Genomic DNA, 22,731 nt, shown 5'->3' with positions numbered 1-22,731 from the left:
TTGAGACGTCAGACATCTCGATCAACAGCTCGGGGGCCTCGCTCGTTGCGCTTCGTGGACCGTCACCTGATCGGCGGCCAACTCGAAGAAGCTCACTCAAGGCCCTGCGGCTGTCCGGGATGCTGGAGACCCGAAAGTGAGGCAGGCGCAGTATGCACGTTCATTTTGAAGCCGTAGACCCGGAGAGAATGATCAGGTTCTGGGGAAGTATTCCGGGTTTTGGTGCGTACAGTGTCGGCGAAGCGGAATCTCCGGCTGTGCTGCCGGTCGTCACCGTCCTTGTCGGAACGGTCGCCGAGCAGGTTCAGACGCTGATCGCTAAGGGCGCCTCTCTGGTGGAACTCCATGATCCCATGGAAGCCCTGATGACGGATCCGGAAGGCAACAGGTTCAGGGTGGTGCTCGACCCGGATCACGAAGCATGACGTTCTCCAGCGGGGACGCGGCCTGGCGTACTGCCATTGCCGTGGAACGCCGCATGGTGATCGATCCGACGTAAGGCGTTGTCCCCGTCACCGACGTCGAGGCCGACGGAGCAGGCTGGCCGGATCCCGGTCGCTTTCTCGGCAGCCGCAGCGACGGCTTCTTCGTCGGCGTCGGCCTGGTCGGCCAGGGCCCTGTCGATGAGGAGCACCGCGTCGGCCAGGTCGTCACCAGCTGCGCCGAGTCCCGCCAGAGCGGCCCGTCGGATGACGGCGCGTTCCTTGGCTGCGGCCTGCACTTCGCGGGCCTCGGCTGCCCTCAGCTCTCGGATATCGCGCCTTGAGCCGCGGCAGTTCCGCTCACGGTGTTCGACCAGGCGACTACAGCACAGCCAAGGAGGTCAGTCTGGTTGGCTATCGGGGGTGTAGGTGAGGGGGTAGGTCGTGGTGTACTCCTCCACCGGCACGTTCATTTGCGCGGCGTACTCGGCCCGGGCTTGCCGGTCGGCATCCGTGATCTCCGGGTGCACGCCGGGCGCCTGGGGAGCGCGCCAGAGCTGGACAAGGTGGCGTTCACCGTGGTCGCCGATGCCCGGTCCGGGGTCGTCGGCGTGGCAGTACAGGCGCATCCGTACCCACTCCTCGCCCTCGTCGCAGGGCGGCACCTCGAGCGGGGGTTCGTCTTCTGGCCAGGCATCCCAGAACTCGCTCCTGACGACGGCGAGGCACAGTTCGGGGTAGTCGGCGCGCAGGCTGATCTCTTCCGGCAGCTCCCAGTCGTTGCCGCGCTCGGGTGCCGGCGGGCCGTCGTGGACCTGGATGATCATCTGCACGGGGCCGGTGTCGGTGGTGGGCAACACGATGGCGTTGCTGTCGGTGGCCAGGCCGCACCGCCAGCCGAACGGCATCTCCTGCGGCCAGTCGTAGTCGTCGTCGAATCCGATGAGGTAGCCGCTTTCTCCCACATCGACGGTGATCGTCGCTTCACGAACCAGCATGAGACAAGCCTCCTTCAGCGGAGAAGGGTGCCCCCTTGCCCCGGCACAGAGGCGGGACAAGGGGGCACCCTGACTGGCGGGGAGTCTAGCGACGCTCAGACGATCACGTAGAACGGGTCGCCGTCCATGACGTGCATCTTGCCGCGCCAGGCGGTGATGCGGCCGCCCTGGCTCCGGTTCTCCTGGATGTGCACCCAGGTGATCTCCCGCTGATTGGCGGGCAGGTGGGTGCCGCCTTCCTTGGTCGAGGCGAACGGATACTCGTCGCACGAGGTGCGGCCGGCGCGCTGCATATCCGGTGGGGCGCTCCTCGGGCAGACCGCTTTGCGGTTTTTGTCCTCCTGGGAGTACGCCACCACCGCGTCCAACGCGGCCACCGTGGGGGGACCATCCCCGCGGGCGCGGGGAGCACTTCGATCATGACGGCTTGGCCATCGTGGATGCGGGACCATCCCCGCGGGCGCGGGGAGCACCCCTTGGTGTTGTTCGTGGCCCCGCCGACGAAGGGACCATCCCCGCAGGTGCGGGTAGCACGAGCCTTCGTTGGGTCCGCAGATCACGGCCGGGGGACCATCCCCTCGGGTGCGGGGAGGGCTATGGGTTGATGAGGATCCCTGCCTGCGCGGGGAATCGGTCGATGTCTTCGTGTGCATCTGGCCGATCTCCGCTGGCGCGGAGAATGTGTCCGGCCGGAATCAGGGAGTCCGGCCGGTGGGATGTTACTTGCGTACGAGGACAAGGCCAACTCCGTAAGAGCGGGCTTTGCCGAGTCCCTCAGTGAGGGTACGGGCGAAGGTGGCCGGGTCGGTGACGGTGAGCTGTCCCCGGACCTCGGCTCGGATGACCTTCAGGCCCTTCTTCACCGTGGAGACGAGTGGCGGCAGCATCGTGGTGGTGATGTGGGCAGGATCCGCGTCGGCACCGATCCGCTTGATGCTGGACGGCCCGACGGGGGGCTCACCTTCGGGCTGGAGCCGCTGCGTGAACCACTCAGCTGCGTGATGAGGGGACATGCTGGCCATACGCCGTCCGCGTTGGCCTTTCTTCGGGCCGTGGGTGGGCATGACGGAACGGATGGGATTGATGAACGCGCGGAAGGTATAGGTGTCGCCGGCCTTGATGGTCTGGTCGATGTTGATCAGGTGCGGGGCTTCCAGGAGTGCGGCGCGGGGGACGGGTGTCCAGTCGGGGGTGACACGGGCTTGGGTGATGAGGGTCAGGGTCTGCGTGCGCAGGTTGACAGTCCAGGCGGAGAGCAGGCCCATCTGTGAGCGGGCATCGTCTTCGCCTTCGGGGACCCAGCCCCGGTGGCCGCTCATGACGAGGCGGTGCATGTCGTGGACGTCGTTCATGGCACGAATGACGTCGGGGTGGCGGGCGTCGAGCGTGAGGACACTTTGGGTGGCGACGAAGCGCGTGGAACTGCTCACGGGCTGGGCGTCCATTCGATGGTCGGGATCGGGGTGATGCGGGTGCGGGTTTCCCAGCGGGTGGCGTGGCTGCGTTGGTCGGGGTGAAAGGTGACGGGCTGGTCGTCGGTGGGGACGGCGCGGGGTGTTCCGGGGGGTGCGTCGATCCAGGCCCAGGGGCGTTCGGTGGTGGCTTCCGGGAGGAGGGGGGCGTGGGTGAGGACGTGCTCGAGGGTGCCGGGGTGGACCCCGCCGGAGAGGTCACCGGCGGGCGGGCAGGACTTGCGGCCGAGCCAGAGGAGTCGACGCGGATGTTCGAGGTGGTGGGAAATGTTGTCGAGGAGGGTGGTGTCGTGGTGTTCGACGGCGGCGACGAACGCGGCGTCAGCGAGGTACCAGCGTTCGCTGACGGCGGGGTTGCGCAGGACGGCTTTGGCTGCAGTGAGGAGGTGCCCGGTTTCGGGGTCGGGTTCGATGTACTTGGGGGCTCCGTACCAGCCGTCGATGAGGTGGTGGCCGAAGTGGGGGCCGGTGGCGTCTTCCAGGGAGGTGGCTTTGGCTGCGCGGCGGTGGTCGGTGATTAGGTCGCGGGGGCGCAGAGGGTAGGGGCCTCCGCCCACTACGTGGAAGTCGCGGTAGGGGGTGCCGGGGCGGTCGGCGCGGACGCCGTAGCGGAGTTCGGCGAGTGGACCGAGGGGGTCTTCGCGGTCGTAGCCGAGGGCGGCGGCGATAAGGCCGATGACCGCTGATTTGGTGGGCCGCATGTGGGTGGCGCGGCGCTCGAATGCGCCAGAGGTCCCCCAGGCTTGGAGTGGGGCCGCGAGGCGGATGAGAAGCGTGGCCGCTTCCCTGCCTGCGCGGGGAGTGGTGGCGTTCATGCGGTCAGCTGCTCCAGGGTTGTGGCTTCGGCTGCGGGGAGGGTGCCGTCGGCGGTGAGCTGGTCGATGAGTTCCTGGATGTCGAGGTCGTAGGTGAGGACACGGCCGGGGGTGGCGTCGGTTCGCTTGGTGGTGATGAGGCGGTGGTGGTCGAGGAGCCTCTTGGCGCCGGCGAGGGCGGCGGGCCCGTCGGAGGTCTCATCGATGTGGCGTTGGAAGGCGCCGGCGTAGAAGTAGGGGCGGGCGCCCTCGTGGGCCAAGACGAGATTGGGCAGGCTGCCGGTGGAGGCGGTGCTGTTGGCCTTGGCGCGAGGGACGGCGTCCACGAATGCCTGGATGAATTCGGCTTCGGCGGCCTGGGCAGCGGTCTCGGCTTCGTCCGCGGTCATGCCGGAGGCCTGAAGGTTGACGCGGAGCTTGTGCCGGTCGAGGGCGGCGTGGCGGTAGAAGGTGCCGGAGATGAGTGACTGGTAGCCGGTCATGCCCGCGCCGGCGTTGTCGGCCGCGTCGAGGAAGTCGAGTGCGTTCTGCCGGCGTTCGAGTTTGGCGTCGTCGGCGGCGGCGTAGAAATCGTCGATGTGCTCGGCGGGGGCGATGGTGAACGCCCAGGAGTGCTGGGCGGCGCCGTCCACGGTGCGCAGCTCGGCGACCTCTGCGAGGAACCGGCCGAAGACGGTGATGTCGATGGCGTCGCGGGGCGCGAATGCGGTGAGGATGCCGGTGCGGAGGTCCTTGGGCAGCGGCGGGATCTTGACCTCCTCTTCCTTGCTGTCCTTGGCGGCGGGCTCGACCGGCGCGTCGACGTCGGCAGTGGTGGTGGTCTTCTTCCGGGCGTTCTTCTTCGCGTTCTTCTTGGCCTCTTCCCTCGCGGCGGCTTCTGCCTTGGCGGCCGTGTACTCGGTCAGCCACGAGTTGAAGGCGTCGGCCTGGGTGTTGAGGTGGTCGGCGATCCGGTCGCCGGAGTCCTCGGGTGCGTAGAAGAGCACCTTGGTGAGGAGGGCGGTGGATTCCTTCTCGCCGAACTTCAGCCCGAGTCCTTCGAGCGCGGCCTTGGCTGCGTAGATGGCCTGGTCGGGGTCCCAGTCGTGGTTCTTCACCAGGGCGTCTCGGGTGAACAGGGCCCATTCGCGGGTGCGCCTGCCGCTGCTGTAGGAGGCGAGGGGACCTTCGCCCTGGTTGGCGCGCTGGCGGGAGTGGGTGCGTTCGGCGCGGCGGCGGGCCTGGGCGGAGATGGCGGTGCGTTCGGCGCCGCCGTAGACGAACGCTTTCGGCTGGCCGTTCTCGTCGCGGACGGGGAGGGCGGCGGCGAAGGTCTCCAGGGCGTGCAGGGACAGGTACTGGGGCTTACTGGTGGTCACTTGGCGGCTCCGTTCGTGCGGGCGGTGGTGGTGCGGCGGCGGGTGTAGAAGTCGTCGCCCCACGCTTCGGAGGTGGGACGTCCGCGGTCGCTCCACTGGGTGAGGTCGGTGATGAGCTGGGCCCAGGAGGGGGGTGTGGTCTCGCCGGCACGGATGCGTTCGATGGCGTGCTGGAGGTGGCGCCAGGGGATCTGGCGGGCCGGGAGGATGCGCATCATGAGGCGTTCGGCGCCGGGATTGGAGGGGCCTCGGGCTCCGTCGTAGCCAATGGAGCGGATGGCGGTACCCATGCTGCCGCTGCCGTAGTGGGGCTTGGTTCTGCCTGCGTGGTAGCGGGCGAAGAGGAAGCCGACCTGACGGTAGAGCGCCCGGTGTTCTTCAGTGGGGGCGTAGGCGCGGGCTTCGAAGTGCGTGGGGCTGTCGGCGGTCGCCGGGCGGCGCAGGTCGGCCAGCTTGCCGTACTGGTGGGTGTGGACGAGGCCGCCCAGCCAGGCGACGTACTGGACCGGCGCGGCCGCCGGTTCGGCGGCGGCCGGGATGGTCTGCTCGGCGTCGGGTGGGGGGCTGGGGTGGGGGATTTCGAAGAGAGGCAGAGTCATGCGGGCTGCTCCTTTCGCAGGTACGTGGGGGCCTTGCGGGGGTTGTTGAGGATGTCTTCGAGTTTTTCGCGGGCCTCGGTGGAGGCTTTGTGGCCCTGGCTGCTCGGAGGCAGGGAGCGGAGCCGGTCGGTGAGGAAGCGTGTCGCGTTCGAGCGGACCTCTGTGGCGTAGCTGGTGAGGGCCTCGGGGACGGGGGCGCCTTCCGCGGTCTCGTCCAGGAGTTCGTGGAAGAGGGGTTCGGTCGCGACGAAGTGTTCGCCGGCGGCTTTGAAGCGGGCCAACTGGTGCTGCTTGTCGGCCGGTTTGGAGTTCGGGTAGGCGATCCGCCAGGCGGCGTAGGCGGCGTCGTCCAGGGCTGCGGCCACGTACTCGGCGATGGCACACCCTTCCTCGGATGCCTGGCGCAAGGCGGTCTCGCGGCCGGGGATGTAGGGGAAGGCGTCGTTGACCCAGGCGATGAGCTTTCCGGGTTTGGCGAGGAGGCCGACGGTCCACAGGGTGACGCGGTGGCCTTCGGGGAGCATGGCGAGGCGCCCGTACAGGTCCATGCCCTTTTCCCGGCGCGCGGTGGCCGCGTACAGGGAGTGGGCTTCGCGCCACAGGGCTCGCGCGGCGGAGGCTTTGAGGGGAGCGCCCCTTTCGATCACGGCGTCCTGGAGGGCGCTGGCGTGGGTGAGGTCCACGATGTCGCCGGCGCCCATGAGGACGCGGTCGACTCCCCAGCTGCCGTCGGGCATCTGGGTGGGGCGGGTGAGGATGGACCGGCCCAGGATGCTGTGCAGGTCGGCCGGGCCGTCGGGGACGCGGGCGGTGGGCTTGGCGGTAAAGGAGCGGCGTGGCCGGTCGGTCCAGGTGTAGTTGTAGCTGCCGGGGTCGCCGTCGTGGGGGTGCAGGTTCAGGCGGAGGGTGTCACCGAGGGTCCGGCCGAGCGCGGTGACGTGGACGCGTTGCCCGGCCCGGCACATGGCCTGGTTGTTCAGGGCGGAGCCCAGGAGGTTGCCGGGGATCATGCCCCGGCCGCCGTTGCCGCAGACGTGCTGGGTGATGACGGCCATGAAGGCGTCGGCCGCGGTGAGGGGCTCGCCGTGGTGGAGGTGGTGCCGGTCGAAGAACTGCACGTAGTCGCCGACGTGGTGCATGACGATCTGCGAGGTTCCGACGCCGTGTTGGTTCATGAACGGGGCCAGCAGCGCGTTCTGGAACAGCGGCCGGTCGGGGTGGAAGAAGTTCCATTGTTCGTCGGGCTGCTGCCTGAGCCAGTCGGCGACGTCGGTGAAGGGCCGGCGGCTGGTGACCCAGGTCCGCCATTCGCTGCTGGTCTCCGGGTAGACGTCGGCCGCGTACGAGACGGCCCTGAGCAGCTCCAGCATGGCGAGGGTCTCGCCGGGGTGGCGTCCGGCCACGCCCTGGTGGTCGTCGGCCTTCTCGAACGCCTCGATGAGGTCGAGGCGGCTGGGCAGACCGGCCGTTGTCAGTGCCGGGAGGCAGGCTTGGGTGCGGGGATCCCAGTACGGAACCACGTCACCTCCTTCAGATGTATCTCATCATGCGCATCGTTGGTTTGGCGTACCGTGCGGGGCAAAGACGCTAGCAGCGCCGGGGGTTGATGGTGAGTCGTTTCCAACTCTTGCTTCAGACTGTGGTATTGGCGTGGGGCAAGACCGACCAGAACGGTGACAGTGCCCGGCGCGGAGACCCAGCCTGGACGCCGCTGCTCGCTCACCTCCTGGACGTCGCCGCCACGGCGGGCGTCCTGTGGGACCGGCACCTTCCCCCGCACATCCGCCTTCGGCTCACCGAGGCGTTCGGCGCTGGGAACGAGGCGACCGCCCGGAAGGTGGTGATGCTGCTGGCGGCCCTCCACGATCTCGGGAAGGCGTCCGACTGCTTCCTCGGGCAATGGCAGCACAGCCGGGGAAAACCCCAGCTGAAGCCGCAGGCGAAGACGTGGGAGGAGCAGGCCCGCACGGCAGGTCTTCCCCTCGCTGACGACATCGCTCACGCCTTCTACGCCCGGCACGAGCACATCACCGCCGTAGTGCTGCCCCGGCTGCTGGGCTGCACTTGCCCGGAGTGCGGCGGCACCGGCGAGCGGCATGAGGGGCTGCACGATGCCGGGGTGCTCCTCGGCGGCCATCACGGGCACATCCCGCACCCGGAGACCGTCGACCGGGCCCGGGGAGCCGCGCCGGTCGCACAGTGGGGCGATGTACACGCGGTGATCGTGCAGACAGTGGCCGACGCGGTGGGGCTCGACCTCGGCACCGTGGCGCAGGTGGTCGATCCGCTGCGGCCGTCGGCGCGGGTCGCGTTCCTGTATCTGGTCTACCTGGCGGACTGGGTCGCCTCCGACACGGAATTCTTCCGCTTCCGTGTCCACACCACGCCCGTCTCCGACTGGTGGCAGGCCGCCATGCAGGAGGCCGAGCAGGCAGTGCGGGCCCGGCGGCTCGCCCGCTGGCAGGCGCGGCCCATGACGTGGGAAGACATGTGGCCCGACACCCCGCAGCCCCGTACGTTCCAGGCCGATGGCATGCGGCTCGTACCAGCCGAGGGGCAGGCCATGATCGTGGTGGAGTCGGACACCGGCTCCGGCAAAACGAGGCTGGCGCTATGGATGGCCCACCACCTGGCGCGCACGTGCGGGTACAGCGGCCTGTACATGGCGCTGCCCACGAGAGCGGCCGGCAACCAGGTCGCAAAGGAGCTACAGAGGTTCCTGAGGACGGTGCTGGCGCCGGGTGAGGTACGGGATATGGCGCTCGTGCACGGAACCGCGCAGGCCACAGACCTCGTGCACCAGCTGATCGACGCCCACCAAGCTCAGGGAGATCCTCTGACCGACCTGTCCAGCGCGGTGGAGGCGGCCACCTGCACCGACGGCAGCGGCCTGGCAGTCCTGGACCCCTGGTACCTGCGCCGCTGCCTGGCTCTGGTGGCCGGGTTCGGGGTCGGCACAGTCGACCAGATCGCTCTCGCCTCGCAAGGGTCACGGCACTGGGCACTGCGGCTGGGCGCCCTGATGTGCAAGGTCGTGATCATTGACGAGGCGCACGCCTACGAGCTCTTCCAGCAGGGCCTGTTGGGCGCTGCCGTGGAGTGGCTGGCGGAGGGCGGCGCGTCACTGGTGGTGCTGTCGGCGACGCTCCCCCGCAGCATCCGGGACGAGCTGACGGCCGCCTGGCGGCGCGGCCTCGGGGTGACCGGCGACGATGACGGAAGCCGGGGGCCAATCATGGTGGTCGACCAAAACGGCCGGACCCGCCGCGGCGGCCCCCTCCCCGACGATCCCAAGACGCCGAAGCTGCTGACAGACATCCAACTGACCGAGAGCCCAGACGAGAGAGACCTTGTCGTCGGGCTGCTGGACCAGGCACGTAACGGCGGATGCGTCGTGGTCCGCAGCACGCGGGTCGACCCGTGCCGCTCACGCTACCGGCAAGCAGTCCAACTCGCCCGCGCGAACGGCTGGCAGCCGGACGAAATCCTCATCCTCCACGGGATGCTGCTCCCCCGTCACCGGCTGCTGCTGGAAGCCCGGCTCGCCGACCTCCTCGGGCCCGGCCCCGAAGGGCAGCGCAACCCCAACCGGCCCAGCCGGCTTCTCGTATTCGCGACCGGAGTGATCGAACAGTCCCTGGACCTGGACTTCGATCACGGGGTCACCGACCTGTGCCCCATCGACGTCGCCGTACAGTTCCGCGGCCGGATCCACCGGCACGCCGTCAACAACCCGCACCGACCGTCCTGGTGCCGGACCACACGTCTCACCATGCTGTGGCAACAGGACCCGGACGGCCTACCGATCGTGGAACCCCCGGACTTCCAAGCCGGCCGACCGACCGGCACCTATGACGGCCTGGTCTACGCTCCGTACGTCCTGGCGGCGAGCTGGCACGCCCTCACTCAGCGCCGTGACACGGACGGGGTCGTGCGGCTTCAGACTCCGCGTGACTCCGCGTGGGCTCTGGAGAGCGTCTACGGGGACCCGATCCAGAGCGCGGGGGCGGTGCAGGGGCTTCTCGACCGCACCCACGCCGCCTACCTGGACGCGCTCGCCGGCGAGTCTCTCCAGGCCGAAGCCCGGATGTTCCATCCGTACACGCGTCGTCGGCGGACCTCGGTGGCCACCTACGACCTCGCATCCGGGTACGACCACGGCGACGGCGACAGCGGAGGCGTGACCGGCATCGCGGCCGTATCCCGCCTCGGAGAAGAATCCGTCGACTGCCTGATCCTCTACCAGCAGCCCGACGGCACGATCACCTACGACCACGAAGGCCTACTGAAGGCCGACCTCGGCCAGCGCTCCCCCGGCCGGGACGTAACCGCGTACCGGCGCCAGCAGAAAGACCTCCTCGCCAACACTCTGGCCATCCCTGCACGCTGGTGGAACGGCCGACGTGGTCTCCCTCCGATCACGGACTGGCCCAAGCATCCCCAGCCCGCACTGAGAAACAGACTTGCCATCCTCGTTTCACGGGATGGGACTTGCCTCAGCGGGCCCGTCGGCAGGCTCCGCTACGACCACACCACCGGCCTGGAACGCCTTTGACCACCCACTCCCCTCCCCGGGCAGAGAGATGCATCTCCATCCTCAGCAGCGCAGTATCGCCCCGCCGAGGCAGGGATCATCCTCACCAGGACGGTGATGGACCTGCAGGGTCCCGCTTCCGGCATTGCCGCCGGCCTCCGTCGCATTGTCATGTCGGGCAGCGGCTCGGCCTGCTCCCTGCGCCTGCTGGATCATCCCCCGACCAGCCGCCAGCCCGAGCCGCCAACCAAGGGCGCCCGACGGCGTGGTGCATAATGATGACCCCGCATCTGTGGGGATAAGCCACAGACCGGCTGGGCCTTTAAGGATTGGGGCGTCTGCTCCCCGCGCCTGCGGGGATGGTCCCCTCAACCGGGATGACACCGGCGCCCCGAAGACGTGCTCCCCGTGCCTACGGGGATGGTCCCAAGAAGCGCATCCTCGCCGAGCAGCATGCCGACTGCTCCCCGCGCCCGCAGGGATGGTCCCTTTTCCAGCTCTGCAATCGTCTCGGCAGAGTCCTGCTCCCCGCGCCCGCGGGGATAGTCCCTGGAGGTTGGTGACGTCGTTCTTGATGTCCTTGTGCTCCCCGCGCCCGCGGGGATGGTCCCGACTCCGGCGTCACCTACCAGGAGATGGCCGACTTCTCCCCGTGCTTGCGGGGATGGTCCCCAGGTCTCCTGCGCCATCCTGCGCTACGACGCCTGCTCCCCGCGCCTGCGGGGATGGTCCCGCGCCCGCCGTCAGCGTGGACGTCTCCGGCCTCCGCTCCCGGCGCATGCGGGGATGGTCCCTACGGCCGGCTACTGGGCGCGATCACCGCGTGCTCCTCCCCGCCCGCGGGGATGATCCCAGCACCCGCACGGTGGACCTCACCATCGTCGGCTGCTCCCCGCGGACGCGGGAATGGTCCTGACCGTCGCTCCTGCCCTGGGGGTTGGACAGCTGCTCCCCGCGCCCGCGGGGATGGTCCCTGCTTGATCCACGCGGTGCTCGTGAACCAGGGCTGCTCCCCGCGCCCGCGGGGATGGTGCCCTCCGTGGGCATGCTGAGAGATCAAGTCGGCGTTGCCCCCCGCACCCGCAGGGATGGTCCCGCGAAGCGGTCGTCGAAGACGTCGATCGCCAACTGCTGCCCCGCATCCGCGGGGATGGTCCCTGGGACGTGTTCAGGTTGATCGCGGTCCAGGTCTGCTCCCCGCACCCGAGAGGATGGTCCCAGGCCTTCGGCTCCCCGGTGAGCCGAAGGGCACTGCTCCCCGCACGTGCCGTGGGTTAACCTCAGCAAGACGGAGGGCGTTTTATGTGTGATGCCCGATTCGGTGAAAGCGGTGAAAATCGAGCTGGCGTAGCGGTAAGAATGCAGGTCAGTCAGTGCTCCCCGCAGGCGCAGGGATGGTCCCGGGCCGTACGCCAACGTGGGCCCGCTGACGTTGTGCTCCCCGCAGGCGCGGGGATGGTCCCGGCTACCCCTACGGCGGCGGAGTCTCCGGACCGTGCTCCCCCCGCAGGCGCGGGGATGGTCCCGTGATCCACATCCGCCGCGCTCGGCGCGCGAAGTGCTCCCCGCGCCCGCGGGGATGGCCCCGGGGTGGTGCCGAATTGCGTCCTGCCGATCAAGTGCTCCCCGCACCCGCGGGGATGGCCCCACTGCGCACTACGCGGTGTGCGGCATGGTCGGGTGCTCCCCGCACCCGCGGGGATGGTCCCTCCTCGGCCTGGACCAGGTCCAGCAGCTCGTCGTGCTCCCCGCACCCGCGGGGATGGTCCCGGCGGCACCGGCGGCGGAGGATACGCCGGCCTGTGCTCCCCGTGCCCGCGGGGATGATCCCTGGTTGTCCGCGCTGGCCCCGTTCAGGGTGAAGTGCTCCCCGCGCCCGCGGGGATGGCCCCCCACCCCGATCCCTTGCGGGACCCGACAAGGCCCTGCTCCCCGCACCCCCGGGGATGGTCCCCTTGGCGACCGCCACGAGATCCGAGAGAAGGCACACTCCCCGCTCATGCGGGAATGGCCGGCCGTCCGGTGCCGACGAATGAGGATAAGACGGAGGCCACTTTGCCTGGTATGCCAGATTCAGTGAAAGTCATGAGAAAGGGATTGGCGACGCGGTAGAAATGCAGGTCAGTGAGTGTGCTCCCCGCGCGTGCGGGGATGGTCCCCCCTCAACAGGGGCGCCACCAACCGGGGAGAGTGCTCCCCGCGCGTGCGGGGATGGTCCCGCCTATCAGGCCTCCATCGTTCAGGACGCCGAGTGCTCCCCGCGCGTGCGGGGATGGTCCCCGGATGGGAGCTGCGGCCAGCCCTTTCAGTCCGTGCTCCCCGCGCGTGCGGGGATGGTCCCAGTCCCTGGGCAGCTCGAGTCGGGCGGGTCGACACGTCAGGGCATGGACGCGACCATTCAGAATGGTCAGTAACTGATTCGCGCACGGGCGAGCCCGCGCGTTACCGTGCGCGCCATGGCAAAGGCGCGCGTTCTCACGTCTCGGGCGGACGACTTCCCCCGCTGGTACCAGGACCTGATCACCAAGGCCGAACTGGCCGACAACGGGCCGGTCCGCGGCACCATGGCTATCCGACCATACGGGTACGGCCTGTGGGAGCGGATGCAGCAGGAAATGGACACCCGGATCAAGGACGCGGGCGCCTCCAACGCGTACTTCCCGCTCTTCATTCCGCAGTCATACCTGACGAAGGAGGCCGAGCACGTCGAGGGTTTCGCGCCCGAGCTTGCCGTTGTCACACACGCCGGCGGCAAAGAGCTGGAGGAGCCCGTCGTCGTCCGCCCCACCTCCGAGACGATCATCAACGACTACTTCTCCAAGTGGGTGAATAGCTACCGCGACCTGCCCCTGCTTATCAATCAGTGGGCCAACGTGGTGCGCTGGGAACTGCGCCCGCGCGTGTTCCTCCGTACAACGGAATTCCTGTGGCAGGAGGGCCATACCGCGCATGCCACCTACGAGGACGCCCGGGACTACGCCGCGCACATCCACCGGAACGTGTACGCCGACTTCATGGAGAACGTCCTCGCCATGGACGTCGTGCCGGGACGCAAGACAGCCAGGGAACGGTTCGCCGGCGCGATCAACACGCTCACCCTGGAGGGCATGATGGGCGACGGCAAAGCCTTGCAACTGGGCACCAGCCACGAACTCGGCCAGAACTTCGCCAAGGCATTCAACACGCAATACCTGTCGAAGGACGGCCGGCAGGAACACGTCTGGCAGACCTCCTGGGGCTCCACCACGCGTCTGATCGGCGCGCTGGTGATGATGCACGGAGACGACAACGGTCTCCGCATCCCGCCTCGTTTGGCCCCGATCCAGGCAGTGGTCGTCGCCATCAAGGGCGACGACGAGGTTCTGGCCAAGGTCCGCGAGATCGGCGACCGGTTGAAGGCAGCGGGTGTACGCGTCCGTGTCGACGACCGCACTGACACGCCGTTCGGCCGCCGCGCGGTCGACTGGGAGCTCAAAGGCGTGCCCGTACGGATCGAGGTGGGGCCTCGCGACCTGGAGAACGGGACCGCCGTGCTGGTCCGCCGCATCGCGGGAAGCAAGGAGTCGACGGCGATCGACGAGCTGTCCGCCCTGCTGCCCAGGGTGCTGGAGGACGACCAAGCGCTGCTGCTGACCCAGTCCCGCCAACACCGCAAGGACCGCACCGTCGAGGTGACCACGATCGAGGAGGCTGCGGAGGCCGCGAACAGCGGCTGGGCGTACATCCCCTGGGCCATGCTGGGCCCGGAGGGCGAGGCGAAGCTCGCCGAGCGGGGCGTGTCCGTGCGGTGCCTGGTTGCCGCGGATGGTTCGGTCCCCGAAAGCGACGATCAGCCGGGCAACGTCGCCGTGATGGCCCGCGCCTATTGACCTAGGTATCACGGCGGTGGGGGATCAGAACCGAAACAGGTTTCGACACCGACCGGGTCATTCCTCTCATCGAGGTCATCGAGCGCGTTCGGATCGCGCAGCGGGCGCAGCCCATGACTGGGCCCGCTGGCCGCGAAGCCGAACTGGTAGTGGCCCACGAAGTTGATGTGCCAGTCCTTGAGCGGGGAGAGGCGGGCCACGTCCTCGTCCCTGAGGTCGTGGCCCTCGGCACGAAGCTGGGCGACGGCAGCGTCCAAATAGCGGGTATTCCACAAGACCACGGCGTTGAGGACGAGACCCAGACTGGCCAGCTGGTCCTCCTGCCCCTCCCGGTAGGCCACCCGCACCTGCAGGGATGGTCCTCCGGGCACCGCGTCCGCCGTGATCCTCATTCCGTGCTCCCCGCGCCCGCGGGGATGGTCCCCTGCCCGCGGTCAGCGTCCAGGACCTGACCGGCTGCTCCCCGCGCCTGCGGGGATGGCCCTGGGCTTATGCACGTCTTCGGTGCGCCGGGCACGTGCTCCCCGCGCCCGCGGGGATGGTCCCAAGTGGGAACCCGGCTTTGGCGTTGCCTCCACGCTGCTCCCCGCGCCCACGGGGATGGTCCCTACGGAGCCAGCAAGTGCCTGAGCCGCCCCGCCTGCTCTTCGCGCCCGCGGGGATGGTCCCGGCAACCCCGGCATCATCAGCGGCCCGAATGACTGCTCCCCGCGCCCGCGGGGATGGTCCCAAGAGCCGACGCTGGGTCCAAGACCTTGAAGGGTGCTCCCCGCGCCCGCGGGGATGGTCCCGACAGTCAGCATCGGGGTCGACGCGACCAAGTGCCCCCGATGCGTGCGGGGATGGCTTCCCCGGGCGCTGGCTGATGGGACCGTTTGGCCTGCTTCCTACGCCGGCGCGGGTGGCTGTCAGCGTGGCTGCCGGCGGCACCGGCAAGCGGGGCGCCTCTACCTGCGTCTGCTGCAATGGCACGCTGCCTGTGTCAGTACCGCCGTTTACTCTGCTGGCGTGTTGGCGACCGGCAAAGCCGCCTCGAGCTCGCATAGCAGCCGAAACAACAGACGGACACCATGAGTTGGTCGTCGGCGGGAGTGGGGGCTTGGGCCACACCTCAGCAGGGTGAAGGGGTGCTTATTCGGTGAAAGTGATGCGAAGGAAGCCGATGTAGCAGTGAGAATGCAGGTCAGTGAGTGTGCTCCCCGCGCGTGCGGGGATGGTCCCGCGCCGGCCGCCGTGTCTGTTGCGAAGGAGAGGTGCTCCCCGCGCGTGCGGGGATGGTCCCAACTGGGTCGGCCAGGTGACGACGGTTGAGACGTGCTCCCCGCGCTTGCGGGGATGGTCCCGTCCCGCCGCAGGCCGGAGCGAACGGCTCCCAGCGCTCCCCGCAGGCGCCGGGATGGCCAGCTGCAGCACGTTCACCGGGCGCTCCCCGCGCGTGGCGGGGATGGTCCTGCCAACGCCTCACCCGCGCCAGTTTCGAACCTTAGTCCGTACGGCACCCGCCACTCGCGCATGGAGCACTGGTTCCTGTCGAGGGGCACGTGTGGGATTGCCTGACCCGCTTTCTCTGACGCGGGTAGACCGTTAGATTGCAAACTCGAAGCAGTTGAGACAGGGGCAGGGGGATGGATGGCGGGTCTGCCCGACCACCGGGTAGCAGTCGCGGGGGCCGAGGGTGGGAGCCTGCCCGTCACTGCGCAGCAAGAGCACTTCAGCTTGGCGTTCACTCACATGGTCACGTATGCGGCTGGCTTCTCAATCAAGAGTCATCAAACAGATTTCGATGGGGTGGATATCACCATCGCATCGTCAGCCGAGTACGAGACGTTCTATTGCCCCGAGTTCGAGTTGCAGTTGAAGTGCACGACTCGGCAGCACTTACTTCGCGACGATCACCTGGCTTGGTCCTTGGAGGCCAAGCCGTTCAAGAAGCTGACCAATCCAAAGCGGTACAACAAGGTCATCTTGGGGGTCTTGCTGGTCCCCGAGGAGCGGGCTGCTTTGCTAGACCAGGATGAGGAACGCCTGCTCACCCGAAGCCGCATGTACTGGCAATGGGCTGACCAGCTCGGGACCTTGTCAGGGGACCAAGAATCCAAGACCGTCCGGCTGCCGCGCAGCAATCTGTTCGATGTTTCGACGTTACAAGGCATCATGAGGACCATTGGGGAAGGAGGAGCCTGGTGAGTACCTCCACACGGCGAGACGACTACCTTCAGGTTGCGGAGCTCCTCACGCCCTCCGCAGTGTCTCAGTACTTGGCCACGCAGCACTGGATCTTGGAAGCAAGTCAGCCTAACGTCAGGGAAGTATGGGGTCTCCCAGACGAATCAGGCGGACGCCGCGCTCGCGTCATGGTGCCGCTTGCCACAGACTTCGCGGACTTCCAGCAGCGCTTCGCCGACACACTGGTTGCCCTTGGAAGGGTCTACGGAGCCGACCCTTCAGAGCTTAAGGAACGCATTGCCGCCGCACGCGCCGACCTCTTCTTCGTTCGGCTTGACCAAGCTGCGCTTGACGGCACGATCCCCTTCCGCCAGGCCGAGACCACTCTGTACGCACTGTTCAAAATGCTAAAAGCAGCTGCCACAACAGCAGCTGACCCCACTCACTCTCACCAGGGGCGGCGGCCTGCCAAGGTGAACGAGTTCCTCGAAGAGGACGTCAGGCTGGGACACACGAAGCAGGGCAGCTTCGTCTTCACAGTCGTCACCCGGTTGAGCGACCCCGGCCAAGGGTCCCTCGAGCAGTCCCGCATTGAGGAAGGCTTCCCTCGCAGGGTGATGGAAACACTCGCCCTAGGACTTGAGACCACACGAAGTCTCGCCCAAACGTGGGATCCCAGCGTGCTGGAAACTCCCGGCGCCTTCGGCCTCAGCGCTGGCCTCGTCGAGTCTCTGGAAGAGATGACCCAGGCACGCGAACTGCAGGCACTTGACTTGTCCTTCCAGTGGGCCGCCTCAGAGGTGCGCCCTCAAGCCGGCCGCTCGCCCGTTCTCCTCGACCGAAGCGCGATTGCCGAACTTCCCAGGGTTCGAGAGCGCCTTGTGCGACAGGAGGAGCCACGGCGACGGGAAAAGCTTGTGGGGCTCGTCACCGGCCTCCACCAGGACGCTGCGGATGGAGACGAAACAGCAGAGGTCATCGTCAAGGCTGACGTACGCGGCCGTGTCCGAAACGTGCACATGTCGCTCAGCAGAGAAGATCACGAATGGGCAATTCTTGCCTACCAGCAAAAGTTGCCGTTCACGGTTGCTGGCGACCTGGTATTCGAGCGCAGAGCTTGGTGGCTGACAGGGGACGTACACGTGAACTCAAGCTTCCTCCGCCACGCCCTAGAGGAGTCGGCCCCCTCGCTACCCGAGCCACGCATCGGCGACTACTGACTTTGCTGGCGTGGTGTCGTCAGGGTGAGGCCGGTTTCGGCGAGGCATCCGTCGATGAGGTTGCTGCGGTACTGGATTTCGCGGAGGCCGTGTCGAAGCACGCGCATCAGGTGGTCGGGTTCGGTGAAGGCGGTGTTGGCCTGGCTGCTGCGTCGCAGCAGCGACCAGATGCCCTCGACGGGGTTGAGGTCGGGTGCGTAGGCCGGCAGGAAGTAGCAGGTGATCCAGTCATGGGTGTCGATGAACTCCCGCAGCCGGCGGTCTTTGTGCACGTTGAGGTTGTCCCACACGAGCACGATCGGCGCGCCGAGCTGCTGGTGGGCGGCGATCAGCAGGTCACGGTATTCCGTCCAGTTGAAGCTGCGTCTACCGCCCCGCTTGTGATCGGCATGGCGTTTCGGCCGATAGATCAGACGTGAGCGTTCGCCCTGCTTGTAACAGGCCAGGGCGGCGACGGAGAAGCGGCGCTGGGAGCGTCCCCGCACCCCGATGACGGGTGTGCGCCCGCGCCGGGCCCAGGTCCGCGCGGTGGGCGGCGTCATCGAGAAGCCGGCCTCGTCTTCGAAGCACAGCCAGGCCCCGAGCGCCGCCAGGGACCTTCCACCTGGGGCCAGGTCTCCTTCACCCAGCCGGTGACGGCGTCCTGGTCGCGCTCGATCGCGCGGCGGGCCGGGACCTGGTGGCTGAAGCCGTGCCGGTGCAGCATCCGAGCGATCGCCGACAGCGTCATGGTCTTGTGGAAGCGACGCCCGATCAAGGTCTTGATCCGCGCGAGTGTCCACGTCTGGTCCGGCCAGCCGTGCGCGACCGGCCCCTTGGCCAGCTCCTGCTCGAGCACCGCGAACAGTGCCTCATTCAGCTTGGGCCGTGAGACGGGCCCGGCGGATCGCAGCCCCTCGGTGCCAGCGTCGTGCCAGGCCCGGCGCCATCGCTGTACCGAGCGCACACTCACTCGTAAGTCCTTGGCGACCTCGGCGTTGGAGGCATCGGCAGCGAATCGCTCGGCGGCCTCCCTCCGGATCCGCTCGCGAAACGCCTGCCGTTCAGGCGTCAGCCCACCACCCTGCGGATATCTCACACAACCGGCATACCGCGACGATCACGCATCGTCAGCCCCCAACGACACCACAGTTCAAAAGTCAGTAATCAGCCTTTCTCCCCGCACCCGCGGGGATGGTCCCATCGGCGGCGCCGTCTTCTCCAACATGCAGGCGTGCTCCCCGCGCGTGCGGGGATGATGCCACCAACGAGCGCTTCGACCCTGTCGTGGAGCTGTGTTCCCCGCGTCTGCGGGGATGGTCCCACCCGGCACGTCCGCGCCAGCTCGACGTTCGACTGCTCCCCGCGCCCGCGGGGATGATCCCGAAGTCGTTTTCCAAGAGCAGGATTTCCAGGCGTGTTCCTCGCGCATGCGGGGATGGTCCCCACGGGTCCACGGCCGTGAGCTGGATGCAGTACTGGTCCCCGCGCCTGCGGGGATGGTCCCTTGTCCCACGCGTTGCGCCAGCCGGTGTGAACGTGCTCCCTGCGCGTGTGGGGATGGTCCCGACGGGCCAGCATCTCGTGCGCGAGGCGCTCCGTGCTCCCCGTGCGTGCGGGGATGGTCCCGACGTGAACGCGGTCTACGCCTGGGCAAGTCGGTGCTCGCCGCGTTCGTGGGATGGCTCCCCCGAGCACTGGCTGATGGGGACCGCTTGGCCTGCTATCTGCGTCGGCGCGGACGGCTATCGGTGTGGCTGCCGGCGGCACCGGCAAGCGGGGCGCCTCTACCTGCGTCCTGCTGCAACGGCACGCTGCCTGTGGTGTCAGCACCGCCGTTTACCCTGCTGGTGTGTTGGCGAGCGGCAAGCCGCGTCGAGCGGGCATTGCAGCTGAAGTAACCGACCAGCACCATGAGTCGGTCGTCGGTGGCAGAGGCCGTGGGCTAACCTCGGCAAGACGAAAGGGCGCTTTGCCCGTGATGCCGGATTCAGTGAAAGTGATGAAAGACGAGCCGACAACGCGGTAAGAATGCAGGTCAGCCAGTGTGCTCCCCGCGCGTGCGGGGATGATCCCGAGCTGACCCGCTCGGACGTGTCGGTGCCGATGTGCTCCCCGCGCGTGCGGGGATGATCCCACGTTCGTCAGGGTATTGAGCGTGAGTTCGAGGTGCTCCCCGCACCCGCGGGGATGGTCCCCGGTCCACGCCCAACAGGACCGGGTCCGTGAAGTGCTCCCCGCACCCGCGGGGATGGTCCCATCACGCGCACCGGCGGTGTGGTCCCGCCTGCGTGCTCCCCGCGCCCGCGGGGATGGTCCCGGCAGGCCGAGGACTGCGGCTCCGGCGAGCAGCTGCTCCCCGCGCCCGCGGGGATGGTCCCTCCCTCCGGACACCTCCAGCCTGGCGCGCCGCGTGCTCCCCGCGTGTGCGGGGATGGCCGGCCGTCCGGTGCCGACGAATGAGGATAGGACGGAGGCCACATTGCCTGGTATGCCGGATTCAGTGAAAGTCATGAGAAAGGGATTGGCGACCCCGTAGAAATGCAGGTCAGTGAGTGTGCTCCCCGCGTGTGCGGGGATGGTCCCGTGAAGTCGAACCTGATCGGCTCGGCGAACATGTGCTCCCCGCGTGTGCGGGGATGGTCCCTCGCCCACCTCTGCAACGGTGAGCGGGCTGTCGTGCTCCCCGCGTGTGCGGGGATGGTCCCTCGGCTTCGTCGGTGATGAGTGAGTCGTGGCCGTGCTCCCCGCGTGTGCGGGGATGGTCCCCCCGGGGCTCCGGCCACGCAGCCGGTCACGACGTGCTCCCCGCGCGTGCGGGGATGGTCCCCCCAACGGCGACCCCGACGCTGGCGGCATGCTGTGCTCCCCGCAGTGGCGGGGATGGCCCCCTTCGCCGTCGTGTACGGCGCCGACCCAGACACCTGCTCCCCGTCTGCGGGGATGATCCCGTGATCGAGATGAGGCCGTTCGGGAAGGTCTCGTGCTCCCCGCGCCCGCGGGGATGGTCTTTCACGGAGATAGCAGCCTCCCAGGTCAGCCTTCTGCTCCCCGCGCCCGCGGGGATGGTCCCATGCAGGCGGCCCTCAAGGATCTCGCAATCCTGTGCTCCCCGCGTGTGCGGGGATCGCCCCGAGGATTAGCAGGACGGCATTGTCAGTGGCGGCAGGCAGGATGGCGCGCATGACAACACCTGCAGCAGTGATCGTGGATGCAGCCGCCTACGCGCAGGCCGTCGAGGACGCCGTGAAGGCTTCAGCTGCCTACTACGCGGGCGGCACCTCGGTGCTGGATGACGAGACCTACGACCGGCTGGTGCGCGGCATCGCGGCATGGGAAGCAGCGCATCCCGATCAGGTGCTGCCCGACTCGCCGACGGGTAAGGTCGCCGGCGGTGCCGTGGAGGGGGATGTGCCGCACACGGTGGCCATGCTGAGCCTGGACAACGTCTTCTCGCCCGAGGAGTTCACCGCCTGGACCGCGTCGCTGGCCCGGCGCGTCGGCCACCGGACAGCGCGCTTCAGTGTCGAGCCCAAGCTCGACGGTCTGGCGATCGCTGCCCGATACACCCGCGGCCGCCTCACCAGGCTGATCACGCGCGGCAACGGCACGGCTGGCGAGGACGTCTCGCACGCGATTGGCACCATCGAGGGCCTGCCACTCGAGCTGACCGAGCCGGTCACAGTGGAGGTTCGCGGCGAGGTCCTGATGACCACCGCCCAGTTCGAGCAGGCCAACGAGGTGCGTACCGCCCACGGCGGGCAGCCGTTCGCCAACCCGCGCAATGCCGCGGCAGGCACCCTGCGTGCCAAGGAGCGCGCCTACACGGTACCGATGACGTTCTTCGGCTACGGCCTGCTGGCCCTGCCCGATACCGATACGGCCCTGGCGAAGCAGCTCGGCGAGCGCGCGCACAGTGATCTGATGGCGCAGGCCGCTGTGTTCGGGGTGAACACCACCGCGACCACCGCCGTGCCCGGCATCACCTCCGAGACCGTCGAGGAGGTCCTGGCCCGGGTGAAGGAGATCGCTGCCGTACGGGCGGAGCTGCCATTCGGAATCGACGGGATCGTGATCAAGGCTGACCTGGCCGCCGACCAGCAGGCCGCCGGAGCCGGGACGCGGGCCCCGCGCTGGGCGATCGCCTACAAGCTGCCCGCCGTCGAAAAGATCACCCGGCTGCTGGCCGTGGAGTGGAACGTGGGCCGCACCGGCATCATCGCCCCACGCGCCGTCCTGGAACCCGTCGAGATCGACGGCTCCACCATCACCTACGCCACCCTCCACAACCCGGCCGACATCACCCGCCGCGACCTGCGCCTCGGCGACCACGTCATGGTCCATCGGGCCGGAGACGTCATCCCCCGCATCGAAGCCCCCGTCGCTCATCTACGCACGGGCGACGAACAGCCCATCACCTTCCCCGAGATATGTCCGCGCTGCGGTGCCGGCATCGACACCAGCGAACAGCGCTGGCGCTGCGCAAACGGCCGCAACTGCCAGCTCGTCGCCTCCCTCTCCTACGCGGCCAGCCGCGACCAGCTCGACATAGAAGGCCTCGCCGCCACCCGCGTCATCCAGCTCGTCGAAACCGGCCTGGTCACCGACCTCGCCGACCTGTTCACCCTCACCCGCGACCAGCTCCTGGGCCTGGAACGCATGGGCGAGACCAGCACCGACAACCTTCTTGCCGCCATCAGCGCAGCCAAGGACCAGCCGCTGTCGCGCGTGCTGTGCGCCCTCGGCGTCCGGGGCACCGGCCGCTCCATGTCCCGTCGCATCGCCCGGCACTTCGCCACCATGGACGCCATCCGCGCTGCCGACGCGGAAACGATGCAGCAGGTCGAAGGCATCGGCACCGAAAAGGCCCCCTGGATCGTCGCTGAACTCGCCGAACTTGCCTCGCTCATCGACAAACTCACCGCCGCCGGGGTCAACATGATCGAGCCGGGCGCCACCCCTCCCGCGCCCGCCAGCGATGCCGCCGAGGACGGCTCGCAGACCGACGACGCTCAGGGCGGACCGCTGACCGGGATGACAGTCGTGGTCACCGGCACGATGACCGGCCCACTTGAGGCTCTCAGCCGTAACCAGATGAACGAGCTCATCGAACGCGCCGGCGGCCGCTCTTCCTCCAGCGTCTCAAAGAAGACCACCCTGGTCGTCGCCGGAGAAGGAGCCGGATCGAAACGCACCAAGGCAGAGGGCCTTCCCCCGTGATGGTGGACACGCTTCGTTGATCATGCGGCGAGCGTGAGCTTAGCCGCGTGGTGTCGGCGTTCGTATTCGTTGGGGCTGA

General features: G+C 68.2%; 15 protein-coding genes, 1 pseudogene and 3 CRISPR repeat arrays. Of the genes and pseudogenes, 6 read left to right on the top strand and 10 right to left on the bottom strand.

Features of this window, described 5'->3' with window-relative positions; translation table 11 throughout:
• Window positions 1-188 precede the first annotated feature (188 nt).
• Window positions 189-425: a VOC family protein gene (locus ACWC0C_RS45590; RefSeq protein WP_450870883.1), complete on the top strand. Its 237-nt coding sequence runs from the start codon at window positions 189-191 to the stop codon at window positions 423-425.
• On the opposite strand, the gene ACWC0C_RS45585 is transcribed toward ACWC0C_RS45590, so the two are convergent.
• The 8 genes from ACWC0C_RS45585 to ACWC0C_RS45550 form a co-directional block, all read right to left on the bottom strand.
• Window positions 413-721 (bottom strand): hypothetical protein, encoded by a 309-nt coding sequence (locus ACWC0C_RS45585; protein ID WP_450870881.1) that lies wholly within the window; start codon window positions 719-721, stop codon window positions 413-415. The two genes, ACWC0C_RS45590 and ACWC0C_RS45585, sit on opposite strands and share 13 nt — an antisense overlap.
• Before the next feature lie 102 nt (window positions 722-823).
• Window positions 824-1,420 carry a hypothetical protein gene (locus tag ACWC0C_RS45580; RefSeq protein WP_450870879.1) on the bottom strand — a complete coding sequence of 199 codons (597 nt, stop codon included), beginning with the start codon at window positions 1,418-1,420 and terminating at the stop codon, window positions 824-826.
• Window positions 1,421-1,515: 95 nt separating this feature from the next.
• The gene (locus tag ACWC0C_RS45575) at window positions 1,516-1,779 is read right to left on the bottom strand and encodes a NucA/NucB deoxyribonuclease domain-containing protein (protein WP_450870884.1); all 264 of its coding nucleotides are present in this window, start codon (window positions 1,777-1,779) and stop codon (window positions 1,516-1,518) included.
• Window positions 1,780-2,139: 360 nt separating this feature from the next.
• On the bottom strand, window positions 2,140-2,850 hold the full coding sequence (locus ACWC0C_RS45570; protein WP_450870878.1) for a type I-E CRISPR-associated protein Cas6/Cse3/CasE: 711 nt from the start codon (window positions 2,848-2,850) through the stop codon (window positions 2,140-2,142).
• Window positions 2,847-3,707 carry a type I-E CRISPR-associated protein Cas5/CasD gene (gene cas5e / locus ACWC0C_RS45565; protein WP_450870876.1) on the bottom strand — a complete coding sequence of 287 codons (861 nt, stop codon included), beginning with the start codon at window positions 3,705-3,707 and terminating at the stop codon, window positions 2,847-2,849. The genes ACWC0C_RS45570 and cas5e overlap by 4 nt, the downstream gene beginning before the upstream one ends.
• Complete coding sequence (locus tag ACWC0C_RS45560) at window positions 3,704-5,065, bottom strand: type I-E CRISPR-associated protein Cas7/Cse4/CasC (RefSeq protein WP_450870875.1); 1,362 nt, start codon at window positions 5,063-5,065, stop codon at window positions 3,704-3,706. The genes cas5e and ACWC0C_RS45560 overlap by 4 nt, the downstream gene beginning before the upstream one ends.
• The gene (casB, locus tag ACWC0C_RS45555; RefSeq protein WP_450870873.1) at window positions 5,062-5,664 is read right to left on the bottom strand and encodes a type I-E CRISPR-associated protein Cse2/CasB; all 603 of its coding nucleotides are present in this window, start codon (window positions 5,662-5,664) and stop codon (window positions 5,062-5,064) included. The genes ACWC0C_RS45560 and casB overlap by 4 nt, the downstream gene beginning before the upstream one ends.
• A complete protein-coding gene (locus ACWC0C_RS45550) occupies window positions 5,661-7,184 on the bottom strand; it encodes a type I-E CRISPR-associated protein Cse1/CasA (protein ID WP_450870872.1) in 1,524 nt (507 codons plus the stop codon). The genes casB and ACWC0C_RS45550 overlap by 4 nt, the downstream gene beginning before the upstream one ends.
• Before the next feature lie 125 nt (window positions 7,185-7,309).
• On the opposite strand from ACWC0C_RS45550, the gene ACWC0C_RS45545 reads away from it, so the two are divergent.
• Together ACWC0C_RS45545 and proS are read left to right on the top strand one after the other, a co-directional pair.
• A complete protein-coding gene (locus ACWC0C_RS45545; protein ID WP_450870871.1) occupies window positions 7,310-10,219 on the top strand; it encodes a CRISPR-associated endonuclease Cas3'' in 2,910 nt (969 codons plus the stop codon).
• Window positions 10,220-11,755: 1,536 nt separating this feature from the next.
• Window positions 11,756-12,152: direct repeats of the CRISPR family, unit length 29 nt.
• A 502-nt stretch (window positions 12,153-12,654) separates the two neighbouring features.
• The gene (proS, locus tag ACWC0C_RS45540) at window positions 12,655-14,067 is read left to right on the top strand and encodes a proline--tRNA ligase (protein WP_450870869.1); all 1,413 of its coding nucleotides are present in this window, start codon (window positions 12,655-12,657) and stop codon (window positions 14,065-14,067) included.
• An 8-nt stretch (window positions 14,068-14,075) separates the two neighbouring features.
• Here the strand turns inward: proS and ACWC0C_RS45535 are convergent.
• Window positions 14,076-14,447: pseudogene (locus ACWC0C_RS45535) on the bottom strand (Tn3 family transposase); the annotation flags it as partial.
• 1,249 nt (window positions 14,448-15,696) lie between these two features.
• Between ACWC0C_RS45535 and ACWC0C_RS45530 the strand changes: the two are divergent.
• Together ACWC0C_RS45530 and ACWC0C_RS45525 are read left to right on the top strand one after the other, a co-directional pair.
• Window positions 15,697-16,254 carry a DUF4365 domain-containing protein gene (locus ACWC0C_RS45530; RefSeq protein WP_450870868.1) on the top strand — a complete coding sequence of 186 codons (558 nt, stop codon included), beginning with the start codon at window positions 15,697-15,699 and terminating at the stop codon, window positions 16,252-16,254.
• A gap of 167 nt (window positions 16,255-16,421) precedes the next feature.
• Window positions 16,422-17,453: a hypothetical protein gene (locus ACWC0C_RS45525; protein ID WP_450870867.1), complete on the top strand. Its 1,032-nt coding sequence runs from the start codon at window positions 16,422-16,424 to the stop codon at window positions 17,451-17,453.
• On the opposite strand, the gene ACWC0C_RS45520 is transcribed toward ACWC0C_RS45525, so the two are convergent.
• Window positions 17,447-18,531, bottom strand: a protein-coding gene (locus tag ACWC0C_RS45520; RefSeq protein ID WP_450870866.1) for an IS630 family transposase whose coding sequence is annotated in 2 segments (ribosomal slippage) — window positions 17,447-18,006 and window positions 18,006-18,531 — 1,086 coding nt in all. Because the reading frame shifts where the segments join, the coding sequence is not laid out codon by codon here. The genes ACWC0C_RS45525 and ACWC0C_RS45520 overlap by 7 nt on opposite strands.
• Window positions 18,532-19,480: 949 nt before the next feature.
• Window positions 19,481-19,813: direct repeats of the CRISPR family, unit length 28 nt; unit sequence TGCTCCCCGCGCCCGCGGGGATGGTCCC.
• A gap of 176 nt (window positions 19,814-19,989) precedes the next feature.
• Window positions 19,990-20,323: direct repeats of the CRISPR family, unit length 28 nt.
• A 292-nt stretch (window positions 20,324-20,615) separates the two neighbouring features.
• Here ACWC0C_RS45520 and ligA point away from each other — a divergent pair.
• On the top strand, window positions 20,616-22,652 hold the full coding sequence (gene ligA, locus ACWC0C_RS45515) for an NAD-dependent DNA ligase LigA (RefSeq protein WP_450870864.1): 2,037 nt from the start codon (window positions 20,616-20,618) through the stop codon (window positions 22,650-22,652).
• Window positions 22,653-22,731 lie beyond the last annotated feature (79 nt).

This window comes from Streptomyces sp. NPDC001709 (assembly GCF_053596375.1).
Note: the sequence above shows the minus strand (reverse complement) of the source record. Positions and strands in the feature narration are given on the sequence as shown.